We start from the raw sequence: 19,378 nt of genomic DNA, 5'->3' as shown, positions 1-19,378 counted from the left end.
ATGGTGTCCTCAGTCCTGCAGCTGCTTGGGGTCGACCTGCTGAACCGTTGTCAGCTTCTTGACCATGGTTGTGGTGTGCTTGCGGCCGCCGAACAGGCTGAACTCGCTGGTTCCACCGCCGCAGCCGTCGCCAAAGCTGAAGCCGCAACCGTTTCGCTCGGTGTGGGCGGTGGCGTCCGGGAACGCCTCCTTTGCCAGCTCACGGTGGCTGGTGGGAATGACGAAACGGTCCTCGTAGTTGGCAATGGCCAGGTAGCGGTACATGTCGTCTGCCTGGGCCTTGGTCAGGCCAACCTCTTCCAGCGCGGTCAGGTCTTCAACCCCTTCAACGGTTTCTGCACGCTTGTACAGACGCATGGCCATGATCCGCTTCAGGGCCCGTACCACCGGCTTTTCATCGCCTGCAGTGAGCAGGTTGGCAAGATACTTGACCGGAATCCGCAGACTCTCGATGTCGGGCAAAATGCCCTTGAAAGCAACCTTGCCGGCCTCGGCTGCGGACTGGATCGGCGACAACGGCGGCACATACCACACCATCGGCAGGGTGCGATATTCCGGGTGCAGTGGCAGGGCCAGTTTCCAGTCCACTGCCATCTTGTAGACCGGCGATTCCTGGGCCGCCTTGAGCACGTTGTCCGGGATGCCGTCCTTACGGGCCTGGGCAATGACCTGCGGGTCGAATGGATCCAGGAAGATCTCCAGCTGGCGCTCGTAGAGCTCGTGCTCACCTGGCGCGCTGGCAACTTCCTCGATACGGTCAGCGTCGTATAGCAGCACGCCCAGGTACCGGATACGACCGACACAGGTCTCGGAACAGACGGTCGGCAGACCCGCTTCAATCCGCGGGTAGCAGAAGATGCACTTCTCGGACTTGCCGGTTTTCCAGTTGTAATAGATTTTCTTGTAGGGGCAGCCACTGACGCACATGCGCCAGCCTCGGCACTTGTCCTGGTCGATCAGCACGATACCGTCCTCTTCCCGCTTGTAGATCGCGCCACTTGGGCAGGCGGCGACACAGGCAGGGTTCAGGCAGTGCTCACACAGCCGGGGCAGGTACATCATGAACGTGTTTTCAAACTGGCCGTAGATGTCCGCCTGGATCTGGTCGAAGTTCTTGTCCTTGCGGCGCTTGGCGAACTCGGTACCCAGGATCTCTTCCCAGTTGGGGCCCCATTCGATCTTCTGCATGCGCTTACCGGAAATCAGTGAGCGCGGGCGGGCGATCGGCTGGTGCTTGCTGTCACCGGCGGTGTGCAGGTGCTGGTAGTCGAAATCGAATGGCTCGTAGTAGTCGTCGATCTCCGGCAGGTCCGGATTGGCGAAAATATTCGCCAATACCCGGAAGCGGCCGCCGATACGGGGCCGGATCTTGCCGTTGGTGTCGCGAATCCAGCCGCCCTTCCATTTCTCCTGGTTTTCCCACTCTTTCGGGTAACCGATACCGGGCTTGGTTTCGACGTTGTTGAACCAGGCGTACTCCATGCCTTCGCGGCTGGTCCATACGTTTTTGCAGGTAACCGAACAGGTGTGGCAACCGATGCACTTGTCGAGGTTCAGAACCATGCCGACCTGGGAACGAATTTTCATTTTACGGACTCCTGTACGGTGTCATTGCCTTCATCATCCAGCCAGTCGATGCGGTGCATCTTGCGGATTACCACGAACTCGTCCCGGTTGGAGCCGACGGTGCCGTAGTAATTGAAGCCGTAGGACTGCTGTGCATAACCACCAATCATGTGGGTCGGCTTGGGGCAAACCCGGGTAACCGAGTTGTGAATACCGCCGCGGGTGCCGGTTACTTCCGAGCCGGGAATGTTCACCAGGCGTTCCTGGGCGTGATACATCATCACCATGCCCGGCATGACCCGCTGACTCACCACCGCCCGCGCCGCAATGGCACCATTGACGTTGAACAGCTCGATCCAGTCGTTGTCCACCACATCGATCTCGCGGGCATCGTCTTCACTCAGCCATACGATCGGGCCACCCCGGGACAGGGTCAGCATCAGCAGGTTGTCGCTGTAAGTGCTGTGAATGCCCCACTTCTGGTGCGGCGTGATCCAGTTGAGGGCCTTCTCCTTGTTACCGTTAGGCTTCTTGCCCAGCATCGAAGCCGTGGTCTTGGTGTTGATGGGTGGGCGGTAGACCAGAAGGCTCTCGCCAAAGGCACGCATCCACTCATGGTCCTGGTAGAACTGCTGCCGACCGGTCAGGGTGCGCCAGGGAATCAGCTCGTGAACGTTGGTGTAGCCAGCGTTATAGGACACATGCTCGTCCTCAAGACCAGACCAGGTCGGGCTGGAAATGATCTTGCGGGGTTGGGCCACTACATCCCGGAAGCGGATCTTCTCCTCTTCCTTGGGTCGTGCCAGGTGGCTGTGGTCCAGACCGGTAAACTCCGACAGGGCCGCCCAAGCCTTCATGGCGACCTGACCATTGGTTTCTGGCGCCAGGGACAGGATGACTTCGGCCGCATCAATGGCCGACTCGATCTTGGCCATACCCGCGTTGGCGCCAGCCAGATGCGAATGGTTGAGGGCCTTGAGGAACGTGACCTCTTTCTCGGTGTTCCAGCTGATGCCCTTGCCGCCGTTACCCAGCTTCTCAAGGAGCGGACCCAGCGCGGTAAAGCGGGCGTAGGTGTTGGGGTAGTCGCGCTCAACGGTGATGAAGCTGGGTGCGGTTTTGCCCGGAATCAGGTCGCACTCGCCGCGCTTCCAGTCCTTCACATCAGTAGGCTGGCCAAGCTCTGCCGGTGCGTCGTGCAGCAGTGGCAGTGTCACCACATCCTTTTCCACCCCAAGGTGGCCCACGGCTGCCTTGGAGAACGCCTTGGCAATGCCCTTGTAGATCTCCCAGTCACTGCGTGCTTCCCAGGCGGGATCCGTGGCTGCGGTCAGCGGGTGGATGAACGGATGCATGTCCGAGGTATTGAGGTCATCTTTCTCATACCAGGTCGCTGTAGGCAGCACGACGTCCGAGTACAGACAGGTGGTGGACATGCGGAAGTCCAGGGTCACCAACAGGTCAAGCTTGCCTTCCGGCGCCTTGTCGTGCCAGACCACCTCTTCCGGCTTGAGTCCGCCCTCTTCACCCAGGTCCTTGCCCTGCAGGCCGCTCTTGGTGCCCAGCAGGTACTTGAGCATGTACTCGTGGCCCTTGCCGGAGGAGCCCAGCAGGTTCGACCGCCAGATGAACATATTGCGCGGGTGGTTCTGGGGCGCTTCCGGATCTTCACAGGCAAACGCCAGGGAGCCGTCTTTCAGGCTTTTCGCCACGTAATCTGACACTTCCATGCCGGCTTTTTCAGCTTCAGCCGCAATACCCAGGGGGTTGCGGTTCAGCTGGGGCGCAGAGGGCAACCAGCCCATCCGCTCGGCCCGCACGTTGTAGTCGATCAGGCTGCCACCGAAGCGCTTCTTGTCTGCCATGGGCGATAGGATCTCGTCGACGCCCAGCTTCTCGTAACGCCACTGACCGGAATGGGCGTAAAAGAAGGAAGTGGAGTTCATGTGACGGGGCGGACGCTGCCAGTCCAGACCAAAGGCCAGGGGCTGCCAGCCGGTCTGCGGGCGGAGTTTTTCCTGGCCAACATAGTGGGCCCAGCCACCACCGCTTTGGCCGACACAGCCACACATGATCAGCATGTTGATCAGACCACGATAGTTCATGTCCATGTGGTACCAGTGGTTCATACCGGCACCGACAATGATCATTGACCGGCCTTTGGTCTTGTTGGCGTTGTCCGCGAACTCCCGGGCGATACGGATGACCTTGTCCCGGGGTACACCGGTGATGCCTTCCTGCCAGGCTGGAGTGTAGGGCCGCACCTGATCAAAGTCGGTGGCGCCGTCGTCATCGCCCAGTCCGCGGCTGATGCCATAGTTGGCAATCATCAGGTCGAATACGGTGACCAGGTGGCCAATTTCGCCGTTTGCCAGGGTTACTTTGCGGGTCGGCAGCTTGTGAACCAGGATGTCCTTGCCTTCCACATGGGGGAAGTGCTCGTGGGTGATGCCGCCGAAGTAAGGGAAGCCGACATTGACCACGTCGTCATGCTTGTCGACCAGTGACAGGCGCAGCTTGTGCTCGGTTTGATCCTTACCTGCGATCTGCTTGAGGTTCCACTTGCCCTTCTCGCCCCAGCGGTAACCGATGGAGCCGTTGGGTGCCACCAGCTCACCACTGGCTTCGTCGAGTGCGATGGTCTTCCACTCGGCGTTGTTGCTCTCGGCCAGGGAGTCCACCAAGTCGCTGGCTCGCAGGAACCGGCCAGGAGCGTAGTTACCGTCTTCCCGGGCCTCCAGCATGACCAGGTAGGGCATGTCGGTGTAACGACGGACGTAATCGGTAAAGTAGTCGCTGGGGTTGTCAATGTGGAACTCTTTCAGAATGACGTGGCCCATGGCCATGCCAAGCGCCGCATCGGTGCCCTGCTTGGGGTTAAGCCACTCATCGGAGAGCTTTGACACTTCCGCGTAGTCAGGGGTAATGGCAACGGTCTTGGTGCCCTTGTAGCGGACTTCGGTAAAGAAGTGGGCATCCGGCGTACGGGTCTGGGGCACGTTGGAGCCCCAGGCGATGATGTAGCCGCTGTTGTACCAGTCGGCGGATTCCGGCACGTCAGTTTGCTCGCCCCAGGTCATGGGTGATGCCGGAGGCAGGTCGCAGTACCAGTCATAAAAACTCATGCAGACGCCGCCGATCAGCGACAGGTAGCGACTGCCGGCAGCGTAGGAAACCATGGACATGGCCGGAATCGGTGAGAAACCAAAGATGCGGTCCGGGCCGTGTTTCTTGGCAGTGTAGACGTTGGCCGCGCCGATCAGCTCGTTGAGTTCTTCCCAGGTGGAGCGCACGAATCCGCCCATGCCCCGACGTACCTTGTAGCTTTTGGCCTTTTCCGGGTCCTCTACGATCGAAGCCCAGGCAGTTACCGGATCAGCATGCTCACTGCGGGCTGCCCGCCAGAGCTTGAGCAGATGTGTGCGGGCCAGGGGATACTTGAGCCGGTTAGCGCTGTACATGTACCAGGAATAACTGGCGCCCCGTGGGCAGCCCCGTGGCTCATGGTTCGGCAGGTCTGGCCGGGTGCGAGGGTAGTCGGTCTGCTGGGTTTCCCAGGTCACCAGACCGTTCTTGACGTAGATTTTCCAGCTGCAGGAGCCGGTACAGTTGACCCCGTGGGTCGACCGCACGACCTTGTCATGCTGCCAGCGCGACCGGTAGCCATCTTCCCAGTCACGGTTTACATCGTGGGTTTCGCCGTGGCCGTCTGAAAACGGTTCGCGCTTCTGTCTAAAGTAATTCAGCTTATCGATCAAATGACTCATGGTCGCTCTCCGCGGTCGTTCACCGGACTCTATGGTTCTGGTGCGCTGGCTGATGTAATGACCGGACAACGTGCCCGGGCGCCAGTGCGTATTCCGTTGATTGTCATTGTCCCGGATAAAAACCCTGGAATCTGCGTGGTTACCCCGACATAGCCAGCATCTACCCCCAACGGGATAGAGCACTCAGATCAGTCTGATGTCGTCTTCTGGCATTGCGGGTTGAGCAACAGGAGCGTGGGCGGAGGAGAGTTTGCGAGCGCGGCAACGGGCAAGCAGCACCCGTCTCTCTTCAGAACGGGCGGTACACTCTGAAACAACCAGCGCCATACCGGTTACCACGAACAGGAGCATGAAGGCGATGCTGCGGATACCAACCAGGTCGTTGCCGAGTCCGAACAGCAGGGGCAAGGCAAAGGTGAGCAGACAGGCTGCCAGCAGCATGAAGCCGGCGGCAATGCCTATATGTCGTGGAAAGAAGTCATAGAGTTGTCGTAACAGGCCGCCAAGCCCCAATCCCATGGCGGTGCTGAGCAGCATCAGCATGGCAACCACGGCCGACACCGGTAATCGGAACTCCACCAGATAGACCTGCTCAACGCCGGTCACAGCCAGATCCATGGGCGGATAGGACAAAACCAGCAACAGCCCGAGACAGACCAGCAGGGTCCAGCGGATAATCCGCTGGGGCCCCAGCCTGTCCGCCAGCCAGCCGCCGGGAATCTGGGCCAGCGCCCCTGGCACTATGAACAGAATGGCCAGTCCGGCCGCCTTTTTGAGGCTGAGCTCGTGCTGAGCCGACAGGTAGTCCGGCAGCCAGAGTGCAAGCGCCACGAAACCGCCGAAGAGGACGCTGTAACTGAGACAGAAACTGCCCAGAAGGCCGGGCCAGAGGTCAGACCCCGGTTCTGAAGACTCAGCCTTATTCATATCGGCCAGACCTTCGGGATCCGTCAGCAGGTAAATGAGCGCCATGGTGATCCCGAGAATCAAAATGTAGGCCATGGGGGCGACCTGCCACCGGAAGGCCTCATGAATGAGCGGTACCGCCAGGTAACTGAATCCGGCCCCTATGACTCCCGCACCGCAGCAGCCCATGGCCACACCCATCCGGTGGGTCGCGCTGTGGCCCACCACATAATGCAGACCACTGATAAAGAGGCCGCCGGAAAGTCCGAGTCCGGTGGCGACAAAAAGCAACCCCAGGTAACTCTTTACCAGCATCAGTATGACAAGCACCAGGCTCAGCCCGGCGAGACAACCCAGAATCACCTGCCGGCCGCCCCTAGCCTCGATAAGGAACCCCATAGGCACCGCAAGCAGACCACCCGAAAGAATAGGTGTTGCCAGGAGGAGCCCGAAACTGGTGCTGCTCAGTGCCAGCATCTGTTTCATATGCACGCCCATGACCGCCAACAGCGTCCAGCAGGCGAACGCCATGAATACCGCCACGAAAGCCAATGGCAGCACAACGCTCAGGGGCGCGTCGGTGTCGGGGCCCGCTATGGGTTCACTGTTGTTCATCCCTGGCTCCATTGCTGGCTTCAGTTATGGGCATGGCACAAGTGTTGGCCGCAGGGATACTCAGGGTCAAAAGGTCATCGGTGGCAATGACTACAGGGGTAGGAGCCTACTCTGAAAGAGGTAGCCTGACGGGCGAAACCGTTATGGATTGGGCCACTCAGTTGCTACCATAGGGCTCGGTCCGGAGCTCGCCACGGCGCAGCCAATGTTACAACAAGGGCTCATTGAAGTTATTATCAAGGTAGGTCGGATGCTCCGAAACTCTCTGGTACGTCGCGTTGGAGCCGTGGTAGCGGCTATCAGCATTGTCGCGCTGATTAACATCATGATTTCGCTGGCTGTCTCTGGCAGCATCCAGGGCAGTGCCACCGCCATCAACATCGCCGGCTCCCTGCGCATGCAGAGCTTTCAGATGCTGGCCCAGTGGCACCGGCTCCGTGACCAGACCTCCGACCCGGTGCCGGCAGCCTCCGGTGCGTGGGAGGCCCAACTGCAACGCTTCACCGAGCGCCTGCACAGCCAGCCGCTGGTCAGCGTGCTTCCGGATGCCGCTGACCATGAGATCTTTCGCCAGCACGGCGCCATCAGTGCGTTATGGCTGGAAGAGCTGAAGCCACTCCTGATGGGACCAGCAGTCGAGACCGAACCGGCAACCCTGCACCAGCTGGTCGGACGGCTGGTCGATCAGGCGGATGCCCTGGTCACTCTTCTTGAACAACGCACCGAAGCCCGAATCCGGCTGATGAACCTGGTACAGATCGTCAGCCTGATTGTCACCCTGCTGGTCATAGTAGCGCTTTACTTCGACACCAAGATCCGGGTCGTCCAGCCCTTGAAACGCCTGCTGACCATCGCGCTTGCCGTAGGCAGCAAAGATTTCAGCCAGCGCTCCGGCTTCAGGGGCGATGACGAACTCAGCAGGCTGGGTCGGGCATTTGATCAGATGACGGAAGAACTCGGCGCCAGCTACCGGGACCTTGAAGCCGAAGCCAGTGAAAAAACCGAGGCCCTGGAACGCAGCCATGCTGCCCTGCGGCTACTCCACAGTGCTAGCCGTTCCCTGTTTGCCAGCGGCGACCTATGCGATGGCGCCATACCGCTGCTGCAGAACCTGGAAGAGCTTCTGGGCATTGGCCCAATACGCCTGTACCTTCATGACCGTAATTCGCTAGAGCCGGTCCAGGCGCTCACCACCGCTGCCAAGGAACGTCCGTACTACTGTCGGGACCACGACTGCAACGCCTGCCTGGTTTCGCCTCATGCACTGGACGATGCGCCCCTTGAAAATCCGGAAAGCCGCCGTCTGATGTTGCCCATCCGCACCTCCACCAACCTGCTCGGCACCCTGGAAGTCTGGTACCCGGGGGGAACGGGGCTGCCTGAGACAGCACGGCGCCTGTTGGAAACCCTGAGTGACCAGCTGGCCACCGCCATTTTCCTGCAACGCCAGATGACCGAACAGCAGCGCCTTACCCTTGCGGAGGAGCGTGCCATTATTGCCCGGGAACTTCACGATTCACTGGCCCAGTCCCTGTCCTACCTGAAGATGCAGGTGGCCCGCCTGCGCCGTCTCGACATAGTTCCGGACAATACAGACCGCCACAACGAGATACTCAACGAGCTCAGCACCGGCCTGAACAGTGCCTACCGCCAGCTCCGGGAATTACTGACTACCTTCCGCCTCAAGCTGGACACCCCTGATCTCGGCACTGCCCTGCGTGAAACAGTGATTGAATTCGGCGAACGTTTACCCAACCCTGTCCAGTTAACCTATGACCTTCCCCCGGCCATGCTGTCGGCCAATGAGGAAATCCATGTGCTGCAGATCGTCCGGGAAGCCCTGGCCAACACGGTCAAGCATGCCAACGCCTCCCAGGTCGAGGTAGCCGTCACCTTTCGGTCGCCCAAGGTTCAGGTACGGGTCACGGATGACGGCAAGGGTCTGCCTGAAAGCGGACAACCACCCCAGCATTATGGCCTGATCATCATGCACGACCGGGCCCGCACGCTGGGTGGCAAGATCGCTATTGAAAATCGTGAAGGCGGCGGCGTCAACGTTGAGCTTGGCTTTGTGCCTAAGAGCCGCCACCTTATTACCCGTCAGGCAAGCACCGAGTCCTGACTATGAGTCTTAACCCCCAGGAGAGCCACATGTCGGAAACACCCGCCAGTATTCTGTTGATCGACGACCATCCACTGCTCAGGCAGGGCATAAAGCAGCTGATCGAAATGGAAGACGACATGCAGGTGGTCGGGGAAGCGAGCAATTCCGCCGACGGGGTTGCCCGGGCCGAAGAGCTTGAGCCCGACCTGATCCTGCTGGACCTGAACATGCCGGAAGTCAACGGTATTGAAACCCTGAAAATACTGCGGTCGAAAAATGTCAGCGCCCGCATTGTGATCTTCACGGTCTCGGATCATGAAGATGATGTGGTGGCCGCTTTGAGGGCGGGTGCCGACGGCTATCTGCTCAAGGACATGGAGCCGGAGGACCTGCTCCGCCAGTTGCACCAGGCCGCGGTAGGTCGCATGGTCATCAGCGATCGCCTGACCACACTGCTTGCCCAGGCACTGCGCTCTCAGAAGCCCGAAGCTGCCCGGCCCGACTACGACTCATTGACGCCGCGGGAACGGGACATACTCAAGCTGATTGCTGATGGACTGTCGAACAAGATGATTGGCCGACGCCTGGACATCAGCGATGGCACAGTGAAGGTGCATGTCAAGCACCTGCTCAAGAAACTGAACCTCAGGTCCCGGGTCGAGGTGGCGGTTTGGGCCGTGGAAGAGGGCTTGCACCGCTAGTCGGTCGTCTGCTTTATTCAGGCTATCTGAAGCAGTCTCATAAGCTGGGGGGTCTTGTGCGCTGGCAGAAGCTCCTCAAGGCTATGCTGGTCCAGGGCATTCAGGAAAGCGTCCAGGGCCTCGGCAAACATATTTTTGAGACCGCATACCGGCGCAATGATACAGCCGTTGTCTGATGAAAAGCACTCCACCAGCTGCAGATCCTGCTCGGTCTCACGTACCAGCACGCCCACATTGATGTTCCTGGGCTCCATGTTCAGCCGAAGCCCACCATTCTTGCCCCTGACGGTTTCCACATAACCCTTGCGGTTAAGCTGGTGGACGACCTTCATTAGGTGGTTCTTGGAAATGCTGTAGCTGTCTGCTATTTCCTGAATCGTGGCGAGACGATCAGGTTGAACAGCAAGAAAAATCAGTACTCTCAAGGAGTAATCTGTGTAACGGGTAATGTGCATCCGCCGGCTCCATACAACATAAGTACTGGTGGTACCGTGTCCACCCCGTGGCCTTGAGCCTGACAGCCCTCTCCCTTGAAACCTGTGCAGCTACCCTGCTGATTCAGGAACCGAACGACTCAAACTGAATATGCTCTACGTGCAATCTCTGCAAACGGTTCCCTAAAATACCTTTTATTTTTAAAATTAATTTACACTGAATGCATATTAAATCAACTTGGCCAAACGTCTCGTGCCAGGCAAGAATAAAAAAAGGCAGAGGATATATAGCTTTAGCCTCGAATGAGCCAGGCTTTGACTAAAATGATTCCCCGGAAATAAAAAAGCCGGTACCCGAGGTACCGGCGGCCGGACCAATCCTTGAGAGGGATGGTTCAGATGATGCGCGAAAAGCGCTGGTTGACGGCCTCAGGAAAATGCACCGCCGAGCGGTAACGGTCAAAGACCTTGCAGATCGCCCGGATCAGCAGGCGCCCTGCGGGCTGTACCTGAAGGTAGGCACCGTCCGTTTTCAGCAGACCGTCCGTCACCATCAGCTGCAGGTGGCGCAGTTCTGACGCGAAGTAGCGGTCGAAGTCTTCCTCGAACCGCGCCCTGAATTCGGCCCTGTCCAGCTGGAACTGGCAGATCAACTGACCAATCACCCAGCGCCTGATCTGGTCATCTCGGGTCAGACGCACGCCCCGGATGATGGCCAGTTCGCCGGCATCCATCCTGGCCTCGTAGTTAGGGAGGTCGTGGTCATTCTGGAAATAGGCATTTTCGGTCTGGCCAATGGCTGATACCCCGAGCGACACCAGATCGCAGTCGCTGTGGGTGGTGTAGCCCTGAAAGTTCCGGTGCAGGCGCCCTTCCCTCTGGGCCACAGCCAGGCTGTCGTCGGGTTTGGCGAAGTGGTCCATGCCAATGTACTGGTAGCCGGCCTCAAGCAGGCGGTTAATGGTCTGGTGAAGGATCGTCAGTTTGTCTGCCGGCGACGGCAGGGTGTCGCCCTGAATCCGGGTCTGGGGATAGAAACGCTGGGGCATGTGAGCGTAGCTGAAGACCGACAGGCGGTCCGGCGACATCTCGATCACATGCTCCAGGGTTTCCGCGAAACTGGCCGGTGTCTGGAAGGGCAGGCCATAGATAAGGTCGAGATTGATGGACCGGAAGCCGAGGGCACGGGCTTCATTCAGCACCGCCTCGGTCATTGCCTTGGGCTGGATGCGGTTAACCGCCTTCTGTACCACCGGGTTGAGGTCCTGGACCCCGAGACTGATGCGATTGAAGCCCAACTCCCGGAGGGTTGCCATGGTGTCTTCGGCCACTTCCCGCGGGTCGATTTCAACGCTGAAATCCCGGCTTTCATCCGTTGCCAGGTTAAACAGTTCGCCATAACCGGCCATCAGTTCCTGCATCACGTCCCGGGGCAGGAAGGTGGGGGTACCCCCGCCCCAGTGAAGCTGCTTGACCAGCCGGTCCGGGCCGAATAGCTCCGCCTGTATTGCGGCTTCCTTGAGTACCCGGGCAACGTAGGGCTGGGCCTTGTCCCGCTTCTTGGTAATCACCTTGTTGCAGGCGCAGTAGTAACAGAGGTGGGCACAGAACGGCAGGTGCGTATAGAGGGATAGATCACGGCCGCTGGCTCTGCTGATTGCCGCGTCTTCCATCATCTGGCGAACCGTGTACTCAGGGGTGAACTCGACCGCTGTCGGATACGACGTATACCGGGGTCCGCTCAGATCGTAGCGTTTGATCAGGGCCTCATCCCAGGCGAACGGGGGCACGTTCTCGAATTCGGGTTGTATAATGGTAGCGTTCATTGGCGCCCTCAGTTCGGGAGAAATAGACAGCGAGAAGTTTAATCGGCAGGCATTGGCAACCTGTTGACCCAGGTCAGTTCCACTTGCAATCAAACTATCACGGACACCGCTGAACCACCCTCCACCTGTAGGCGTACGTTCTCTATCCCCAAAGCGTACTTTCTCTACCCCTAAAGAGAGCGACCTGAACGCCATGACCAACCTGATTCTGATCCTGGGTGACCAGCTGACCACCGACCTCAGCGCACTGAAAGCCGCAGATCCGAACCGGGACCTGGTGGTGATGGCTGAGGTGCATAGTGAGGCCACCTACACCAACCACCACAAGAAGAAACTGGTACTGGTGTTCAGCGCCATGCGCCATTTTGCCGACCAGCTGAGCGGTGAGGGATGGCAGGTGCACTACCAGCGTTACCACCCCGACGATTCCGCGACCACCCTGGAAGCAGTGGTGGCCAGGCTGGTGGCAAAGCAGAATTTTGAAAGGGTCATCACCACCGAATGCGGTGAGTGGCGGCTCCATGACCAGGTCCGGCAATGGCATGAAAGACTGGGGCTGCCAGTAGATATTCTTCCCGACCACCGGTTTCTTTCCACCAAGGCTGAATTTGCGAACTGGGCCGAGGGACGCAAGCAGCTGCGCATGGAATTTTTCTACAGGGAATTACGGCGCAAGACGGGTCTGCTGATGACCCCGGAGGGCGGGCCTGAAGGGGGGAAATGGAACTTCGATAGTGACAACCGAAAGAAATGGTCCGGGACGCCCCCCGCACCTACGCCGTTCCGGGCTGAGCCCGACCAACTGACGCAGGAGGTCATTGGCCAGGTAAACCGCTGGTTTCCGGACAGCTTCGGCACCACCGATGACTTTCACTTTGCGGTGACGACTGATGGGGCGGACGCGGCACTGAGCCATTTCCTGGACTCTGCCCTGCCCTGGTTCGGCGATTTCCAGGACGCCCTCTCCGACAAGGAGGACTGGCTATTCCACGCAGTGCTTTCGCCCTATCTCAATATGGGGTTACTGGACCCCCTGACCGTCTGTGAAGCGGCCGTCCAACGCTACTATTCAGGCCACGCACCCCTGAACGCAGTAGAAGGCTTTGTACGCCAGATTATCGGCTGGCGGGAATTCGTGCGCGGCCTTTACTGGTTACACATGCCCGGCTATGCCGACGAAAACCGGCTGGGCAATGACCGCCCGCTGCCCTGGTTCTACTGGAGCGGCGAAACTGATATGCGCTGTATGCATAAAACCATCGACGCAACCCAGCGCAATGGGTACGCCCACCACATCCAGCGACTGATGGTCACCGGTAACTTTGCGCTGCTGGCAGGCGTGCTCCCCAGGGAGATCTGCGACTGGTATCTGGCGGTGTATGTGGACGCCTACGACTGGGTCGAGCTGCCCAATACCCTGGGCATGGTCATGCATGCGGACGGCGGTTACCTGGGCTCTAAGCCCTACGCTGCCAGCGGCAAATACATCCACCGGATGTCGGATTACTGCTCCCAATGCAGGTACAACGTCAACAAGGCAACCGAAGACGATGCCTGTCCCTTCAATGCCCTGTACTGGCATTTTATTGACCGGCACCGGGACGACTTTGCCAGTAACCCCCGCATGGGCATGATGTACCGCAACTGGGACAAGCAGAAACCGGAGCGGCGGCAGGCGCTGATCAAACGTGGTGAGTGGCTGCTGGCGAACATCGATAAACTCTAGTGCTTCGCCTATCAAACCACGGTTTTGTTGCCTGCGACAAACAGACACAGCCTGATCAGTCTGGTCTTCACCCGTCGTCTCATTAACACTCTCGCAAGGAATCAGTAGCTACCCCGATATTTCCCCTGCAAATGTTTTATCGACGTGAGCCAAAGAAAAAAGGAGTAAAGGAAGCGTCTGGACTAACGCGACAATAAACCATTGCTCTGCGTTAACAATAATGATTATTATTAGCATTAATGAAGGTTGCTCTGACTTTCCAACACTCCAACCCAGTCAAGGAATTGATATGAACCGTTTCATGCCTCTTGCCCTTATTTGCTCACTTGGTGTCAGTACACTCGCTCTGAGCCCCCTCACTTTTGCTGAAGAGCGCCCCGATCATTTCGAAGGCAAGAAAGCCACGACCCTTGAACAGGCAGTGGCAAATTTTATGGAATATAATGAAAAGCTGGCCAATATCACGGGCAAGGAATCCCTGAGCGATCAGAACATGCATGAAGTCCATCAAATGACCTACACCCTGGAAAACGCCCTGGAGAAGATCCGCAATGAGCTCGGCGGCCTGGCTGATGTACTGGAAGAAGTGCATATTGCATCAGAAAGTAACGACCCGGCGACAGTCACGGCTAGCGGCGCAACGTATCTGGAAACCGCGGGTAAAGTGATCAAGCAGTAGTCAAAGCAACGGCCCGAGCCCGGAGACCAGGGACTCAGGGCGGGCCGATGTCGCAGGCCAGCACCAGGGCCCAGAACTCGGAGAAATCATTGACCACCACGTCCGGCTTGTCCGGATGGCGACGGGTACCCGGGAAGATTTTCTGCAGCCAGGGCAGGTCCCACTGGGCCCCATTGAAGAAGACCGCGGTCATGCCTGCGCGCTTGGCAGCAATAATGTCAGTTGTGCTGTCGCCCACGTACCAGACGCTGGGGTCCGCCGGGTAATTCAGGTTTTCCGCCGCCAGCAGGAGCTGGTCAGGGTGAGGTTTCCGCAGCGGCGTATCGTCGCCGCAGACAGCCGTATCGAACAGGTGGCTCCAGCCTGTGCCCTCGACCGCCGCCAGTTCATGCTCGAAGAACTCCCTGTCCCGGTTAGTAATGACGCCGACACGCCGCTCCATTTTACGGAGCCCCTCCAACACATCCCGAACCCTTGGTTCGAAGGCCGACACGTTGCCATAATGCTGGCGATAGTGGTTATTGAAGGCGATGTGGGCGATTTTCTTGGCGGCCTCGTCGTCTCCGAACAGCACCTCGAAAATATCGGTACGGGAGATTTTCCGGTCTGCCTTCACTTTGGGATGCAGTTTGGCGAACTCACGCACGTAGGACACCAGGCGAGCATCTTCCGGAGTCTTGCTGTCTTCGGGAGCCACCATACGGTCCATCAGCTTCAACTCATGGAAGTCCGGCAGCATATCATCCACCGCGTGGTACATGGCATCCAGGGTATCTACCAGGGTAGCGTGCCAGTCGAACAGGACAACAGCGGGTCTGATCAGCTTGGCGACCGCCGGGTGCCAGTCCGCCTCGATGCGCGGTTCCGGCGGCCTGGGCGGTGGAAAGTGCCGGGGTCGGACGCTGACGGGGTCCTGGGCGAAAGCCCCGGTCTGGCGACGCTCGATGGCCACCAGCATGTCCATAAGGTCTTCGAAGCTGTCCAGAATGGCACTGGGCATATCCCGTTTGCTGAACCAGCTGTCAATTCGGGCCGTTTCCCAACAGGCGCCATTGTAGAAGATGGCGGTTACGCCAGCGTTGTGGGCCGTGATCATATCGACGTAACTGTCGCCAACGTACCAGGCAGTTGCGTCCGCAGGCAGACTGAGGTTTTCCAGCGCCCTGAGTATCACTTCCGGGTCGGGCTTGTAATGGGTGACATCGTCGGCGCAGACAGTGGTGTCAAAGAGCCATTGCCAGCGCCCGCCATCAACGGTCATGAGTTCCTGGTCAAGGAACTCCCGGTTGCGGTTGGTGGCCACGGCCAGTCGGATACCCATTTTCCGACAGGCACACAGGTATTCATAGACCCCCTCCTGGAAGGGTTTCACCTGACCGAAGTACTTGCGATAGCAGTGGTTGTAGGCTTCGTGAGCAATTAGCCGGGCGTCGCGGTCATCGCCGAAAATGGCGTTGAAGATATCAGTGCGGGAAACCCTGCGCTCGGCGAGAATGCGGGGGTGCAGACGCCTGAAAATGCGGATATAGCGCACCAGCCGGGCGTCATCAGGCGTCTTGCAGCGCTCCTCGGGTAGCAGCCTTTCAACCAGGCCCAGCTCTTCCAGCTGCAGCAGCATGTCTTCCATGGCGCTGAACATGGCGTCATGGGTGTCCACCAGGGTGCCGTGCCAATCGAAAAGCAGCACCGACGGAACCGCAACCGAGTTGGAAAAACGACCCATCAACCAGTCTCCTGCAGCAATCCATGCGTATTAGGGCTTATCTACCTCCCAGTTAAACGCATTTTGTAACCATGCACAAAAAACTCTTTTTACCCTCGAAAACCTGCCTTGCCTGCCGGCGTCCGTTTGTCTGGCGAAAAAAGTGGGCACGGGACTGGGAGAAGGTGCGTTATTGCAGCGAACGGTGCCGCCGGCGTGGCAATGCCGCTTGAGCACGGCCCGCCGGCACAAGGGACCGTCAGAACATGAGCCGGGCGCCCACCACAGCGAACCAGTCTTCCTTGCTACCACCAGAAGTTCTGGCGATATCGGCGGTATCGCCGTACTTGCGTTCGTGGACTATGCCAAGATAGGGCGAAAAGGACCGGTCAATGAGGTCGTACCCCAGGCGCAGACCGGTTTCCGTGGAGCTGAGTCCCTTGCCCAGTCCGATTTCCCGATCACTGGAAAGGGCAACCAAAACGTCGAGGCTGGCACTCAGGATAAGTCGATTAGTCAGCAGCAATTCGTACTCGGCATCTAGGTCGATCGACGCATCGCCCTCGTCACTGACATAAAGATTCGAATCCACCTCAAACCAGTAAGGTGCCAGACCGTTGATACCGAGCACGCCATAGACCCGGTCCGGCCCTTCCGGCGTGTCGATCCGAACTCCGGCCTTGGCATCGAAGAAATCGGAAATGGGCGTCTGGACTACAAACTGGTTTTCCAGGGACTCAAAGGCATCATGCGCCTCCTCCCATTCGCCACTGAAGATCCAGCGGAACTTCAGCTCGTCGCTGCCAAAGAATGCGTCTCCGTCCCATACCGCAACCTCGTCATCAGAATCACTGTAACGATACTCAAACTCCTCCAGTGACACGCCCCAGAAACTGTTCACGGTGTGACGATGTGCGTTGTGCCCACCGTCGGACGGTGCGGCCCAGGTCGTGGCTGGGCTCGCCAGGGCAAGTGAGAAGCAGGCAACGGCCAACGGTAAACGCAACATCATGACTCGCCCCCATCCTGAGCTTCAGCGGCTTTGGTTAGTGATTTGACACTCTCGTCGGGGCCGCCCTCGACTATGATCTTGCGGAACATGCCAGCGGCATGGTGATACGCCAGATGGCAGTGAAAGGCCCACTCGCCGGGCGCGTCCACTTCGGTCTCCATATATACGGTGGTGGCAGGGGCAACACTGATCACGTGCTTGATGGGATTCCACTTGCCCTCACCCACATCGAGAATCGACCACATGCCGTGGAGGTGCATGGGGTGAGTCATCATGGTTTCGTTGACAAACTTGAAACGGACCCGCTCACCGTACTGCAGCCTGATGGGCTCTGCGTCCTCATATTTGATACCGTTGATGCTCCAGATGTACCGCTCCATATTGCCGGTCAGTCGCAGCTCAATCTCGCGGGTGGGTTCGCGCTCCTCATACAGAGGCTTCTGGGCCTTGAGATCAGCATAGGACAGGAACTTGCCACCATTGGCTGCGGCAGGCACCAGACCGCTGCCGGGCGCGTAGAACGGATCCGGATTGCCCTGGCTCTCCATGGCAGAATGATCCATACCTTCCATACTGGAGTGATCCATACTTTCCATACTGGAGTGGTCCATACCTTCCATATCGGAATGATCCATGCCTTCCATACTGGAATGATCCATATCGCCGTGGTCCATGTGGCCGGCCATATCGGCCATGGTCAGCAAAGGCGCTTCACGCAGCTCAGGCACTTCCGCTGTCATGCCCTCTTCCGGCGCCAGGGTCCCCCGGGCATAGCCCGAGCGGCCCATGGATTCGGCAAACAGGGTAAAGGCTTTGGCATCCCGGATATGAACGATCACGTCGTAGGTTTCAGCCACGCCAATCCGGAACTCATCGACCGTGACCGGCTGGACATTGTTGCCGTCCGCCTGCACCACAGTCATTTTCAGGCCCGGTATGCGCACATCAAAGTAGGTCATGGCCGAAGAATTGATAAAGCGCAGCCGGACCCGGTCGCCGGGTTCGAAGGTGCCGGTCCAGTTCTGCTCGGGGCCCTTGCCATTGATAAGTCCGGTAAAGCCCTGAACATCCTCTATGTCGGCTTTCATCATCCGCATGTCGCCCCACATCATGCGATCCCGCAGCGTCGCAAGGAAGCCCTGCTCCGATGATTCACGCCAGAAGTCGCCGACTGTCTGCTGTTGCCGGTTGTAGTAGTCCGCCGACATTTTAAGGTTGCGCAGTATGCGATCGCCGGAATGGGGATGCTTGTCGGTCAGCTGAACAACATACTCACGATCGTACCGGTAGGGCTCCCGCCCCTCGGCGTCAATAATAATGGCACCATAGGCCCCGGCTGGCTCCTGAAATCCGGAGTGACTGTGGTACCAGTAAGTGCCGTTCTGAACGACAGGAAATCTGTAGGTGAAGGTCTCGCCCGGTGGAATACCCGGAAAACTGATGCCTGGCACACCATCCTGCTCGAACGGCAGAATGAGCCCGTGCCAGTGGATGGACGTCATCTCGTCCAGATTATTGGTCACATTGATGGTGACCTCTTCTCCTTCCTTGAAGCGAAGCACCGGCCCGGGGGATGCCCCGTTGTAGCCAATGCCTTCCTTGACGAACCCACCGGTATCAATCATCACCCGGTCAACCGAAAGATTGTATTCCTCCGCCTGGCCCCAGACCGGCAGCGCCAGCGCGAGAATTAACGAACTCCAGTACTTCCCCATGAAAACCTGCCTTTTAAAACCTGATCCCGAAGACTTTGCCCTGTCTGCCAAACTGCTCTTTGTCACTTGAACTCAATATCGCCGTACATGCCTGCCTGATAATGCCCCGGAACGTTACACGCAAATTCCAGGTCGCTCGCCTCCGTGAACGTCCAGATAATTTCCGCACTCTCGCCGGGTTCCAGCAGAACGCTGTTGGGGTCGTCGTGTTTCATGGAATGACCGTCGCCCATATCCATATTCATCATGTCGTGGTCAATATGGTCGCCCTTCAGAACGCCATGCTCCACCATCATCTGCATTTCCTGCTGATGGGCCTCATGCATTTCGGCGCTACCGATATTGAACTCGTGGACGAGAGCACCGTCGTTCCAGACCTTGAATCGTACGGTTTCGCCGCTCTCGACCGAGATGTTTTCAGGCTCGTAGTAGTTGTCGTACATGACCACTTCAACGGTTCGTGAAACGTCACTGGCGTCGCCGGGTTCGCCAGCGCCATTGCCACCGCTGCCATGATGGCCGCCATGCTCACCGGCAGCGTAAACTCCGCCTGTCAGGGCCAGTGCCATGGCACCCACAAGCATCCGGAACTTTATCGACATCCTATTCTCCTCGCAGAAGCAAA

Annotated in this window: 14 protein-coding genes; 5 read left to right on the top strand and 9 right to left on the bottom strand. The window is 58.4% G+C overall.

Features of this window, described 5'->3' with window-relative positions; translation table 11 throughout:
• Positions 1-9 precede the first annotated feature (9 nt).
• From narH to G7W63_RS12265, 3 genes are all read right to left on the bottom strand, one after another.
• Positions 10-1,587, bottom strand: coding sequence for a nitrate reductase subunit beta (narH, locus tag G7W63_RS12275; protein ID WP_166258155.1), 1,578 nt, complete (start codon positions 1,585-1,587; stop codon positions 10-12).
• Entirely contained in the window at positions 1,584-5,333 is a 3,750-nt protein-coding gene (locus tag G7W63_RS12270; RefSeq protein WP_166258152.1) for a nitrate reductase subunit alpha, read from the bottom strand. Before G7W63_RS12270 ends, narH begins: the two co-directional genes overlap by 4 nt.
• A gap of 183 nt (positions 5,334-5,516) precedes the next feature.
• A complete protein-coding gene (locus tag G7W63_RS12265) occupies positions 5,517-6,854 on the bottom strand; it encodes an MFS transporter (protein WP_166258149.1) in 1,338 nt (445 codons plus the stop codon).
• 250 nt (positions 6,855-7,104) lie between these two features.
• Between G7W63_RS12265 and G7W63_RS12260 the strand changes: the two genes are divergently transcribed.
• Together G7W63_RS12260 and narL are read left to right on the top strand one after the other, a co-directional pair.
• Complete coding sequence (locus G7W63_RS12260) at positions 7,105-8,976, top strand: histidine kinase (RefSeq protein ID WP_166258146.1); 1,872 nt, start codon at positions 7,105-7,107, stop codon at positions 8,974-8,976.
• 29 nt (positions 8,977-9,005) lie between these two features.
• On the top strand, positions 9,006-9,659 hold the full coding sequence (narL, locus tag G7W63_RS12255; RefSeq protein ID WP_166258144.1) for a two-component system response regulator NarL: 654 nt from the start codon (positions 9,006-9,008) through the stop codon (positions 9,657-9,659).
• A 17-nt stretch (positions 9,660-9,676) separates the two neighbouring features.
• Here the strand turns inward: narL and G7W63_RS12250 are convergent, their stop codons facing one another.
• Together G7W63_RS12250 and hemN are read right to left on the bottom strand one after the other, a co-directional pair.
• A complete protein-coding gene (locus tag G7W63_RS12250) occupies positions 9,677-10,114 on the bottom strand; it encodes an RrF2 family transcriptional regulator (protein ID WP_166258141.1) in 438 nt (145 codons plus the stop codon).
• A gap of 374 nt (positions 10,115-10,488) precedes the next feature.
• Positions 10,489-11,919, bottom strand: coding sequence for an oxygen-independent coproporphyrinogen III oxidase (gene hemN / locus G7W63_RS12245; protein WP_166258138.1), 1,431 nt, complete (start codon positions 11,917-11,919; stop codon positions 10,489-10,491).
• 193 nt (positions 11,920-12,112) lie between these two features.
• Here hemN and G7W63_RS12240 point away from each other — a divergent pair, with 193 nt between their 5' ends.
• Both G7W63_RS12240 and G7W63_RS12235 read left to right on the top strand, forming a co-directional pair.
• The gene (locus G7W63_RS12240; RefSeq protein ID WP_166258135.1) at positions 12,113-13,645 is read left to right on the top strand and encodes a cryptochrome/photolyase family protein; all 1,533 of its coding nucleotides are present in this window, start codon (positions 12,113-12,115) and stop codon (positions 13,643-13,645) included.
• A 289-nt stretch (positions 13,646-13,934) separates the two neighbouring features.
• Positions 13,935-14,324, top strand: coding sequence for a DUF6746 family protein (locus G7W63_RS12235; protein WP_242634399.1), 390 nt, complete (start codon positions 13,935-13,937; stop codon positions 14,322-14,324).
• 34 nt (positions 14,325-14,358) lie between these two features.
• On the opposite strand, the gene G7W63_RS12230 is transcribed toward G7W63_RS12235, so the two are convergent.
• Positions 14,359-16,047, bottom strand: coding sequence for an HAD family hydrolase (locus G7W63_RS12230; RefSeq protein ID WP_166258132.1), 1,689 nt, complete (start codon positions 16,045-16,047; stop codon positions 14,359-14,361).
• 71 nt (positions 16,048-16,118) lie between these two features.
• Here G7W63_RS12230 and G7W63_RS12225 point away from each other — a divergent pair, with 71 nt between their 5' ends.
• On the top strand, positions 16,119-16,259 hold the full coding sequence (locus G7W63_RS12225; RefSeq protein ID WP_166258129.1) for a DUF2256 domain-containing protein: 141 nt from the start codon (positions 16,119-16,121) through the stop codon (positions 16,257-16,259).
• Between the two features lie 26 nt (positions 16,260-16,285).
• Here G7W63_RS12225 and G7W63_RS12220 read toward each other — a convergent pair whose 3' ends face one another.
• The 3 genes from G7W63_RS12220 to G7W63_RS12210 form a co-directional block, all read right to left on the bottom strand.
• Positions 16,286-17,032 (bottom strand): copper resistance protein B, encoded by a 747-nt coding sequence (locus tag G7W63_RS12220; protein ID WP_423202292.1) that lies wholly within the window; start codon positions 17,030-17,032, stop codon positions 16,286-16,288.
• 2 nt (positions 17,033-17,034) lie between these two features.
• On the bottom strand, positions 17,035-18,753 hold the full coding sequence (locus G7W63_RS12215; protein WP_166258126.1) for a copper resistance system multicopper oxidase: 1,719 nt from the start codon (positions 18,751-18,753) through the stop codon (positions 17,035-17,037).
• Between the two features lie 62 nt (positions 18,754-18,815).
• A complete protein-coding gene (locus G7W63_RS12210) occupies positions 18,816-19,355 on the bottom strand; it encodes a cupredoxin domain-containing protein (RefSeq protein WP_166258123.1) in 540 nt (179 codons plus the stop codon).
• Positions 19,356-19,378: the final 23 nt, after the last annotated feature.

This window comes from Marinobacter salicampi, assembly GCF_011074795.1.
Lineage (GTDB): Bacteria > Pseudomonadota > Gammaproteobacteria > Pseudomonadales > Oleiphilaceae > Marinobacter > Marinobacter salicampi.
This window is presented reverse-complemented; position numbering and strand designations above follow the sequence as displayed.

Excerpts from the sequence above, each read along its gene's own strand:
- narH (WP_166258155.1), bottom strand. The coding sequence starts at position 1,587 with ATGAAAATTCGTTCCCAGGTCGGCATGGTTCTGAACCTCGACAAGTGC.
- G7W63_RS12270 (WP_166258152.1), bottom strand. The coding sequence starts at position 5,333 with ATGAGTCATTTGATCGATAAGCTGAATTACTTTAGACAGAAGCGCGAA.
- G7W63_RS12265 (WP_166258149.1), bottom strand. The coding sequence starts at position 6,854 with ATGAACAACAGTGAACCCATAGCGGGCCCCGACACCGACGCGCCCCTG.
- G7W63_RS12260 (WP_166258146.1), top strand. The coding sequence starts at position 7,105 with ATGCTCCGAAACTCTCTGGTACGTCGCGTTGGAGCCGTGGTAGCGGCT.
- narL (WP_166258144.1), top strand. The coding sequence starts at position 9,006 with ATGTCGGAAACACCCGCCAGTATTCTGTTGATCGACGACCATCCACTG.
- G7W63_RS12250 (WP_166258141.1), bottom strand. The coding sequence starts at position 10,114 with ATGCACATTACCCGTTACACAGATTACTCCTTGAGAGTACTGATTTTT.
- hemN (WP_166258138.1), bottom strand. The coding sequence starts at position 11,919 with ATGAACGCTACCATTATACAACCCGAATTCGAGAACGTGCCCCCGTTC.
- G7W63_RS12240 (WP_166258135.1), top strand. The coding sequence starts at position 12,113 with ATGACCAACCTGATTCTGATCCTGGGTGACCAGCTGACCACCGACCTC.
- G7W63_RS12235 (WP_242634399.1), top strand. The coding sequence starts at position 13,935 with ATGAACCGTTTCATGCCTCTTGCCCTTATTTGCTCACTTGGTGTCAGT.
- G7W63_RS12230 (WP_166258132.1), bottom strand. The coding sequence starts at position 16,047 with ATGGGTCGTTTTTCCAACTCGGTTGCGGTTCCGTCGGTGCTGCTTTTC.
- G7W63_RS12225 (WP_166258129.1), top strand. The coding sequence starts at position 16,119 with ATGCACAAAAAACTCTTTTTACCCTCGAAAACCTGCCTTGCCTGCCGG.
- G7W63_RS12215 (WP_166258126.1), bottom strand. The coding sequence starts at position 18,753 with ATGGGGAAGTACTGGAGTTCGTTAATTCTCGCGCTGGCGCTGCCGGTC.
- G7W63_RS12210 (WP_166258123.1), bottom strand. The coding sequence starts at position 19,355 with ATGTCGATAAAGTTCCGGATGCTTGTGGGTGCCATGGCACTGGCCCTG.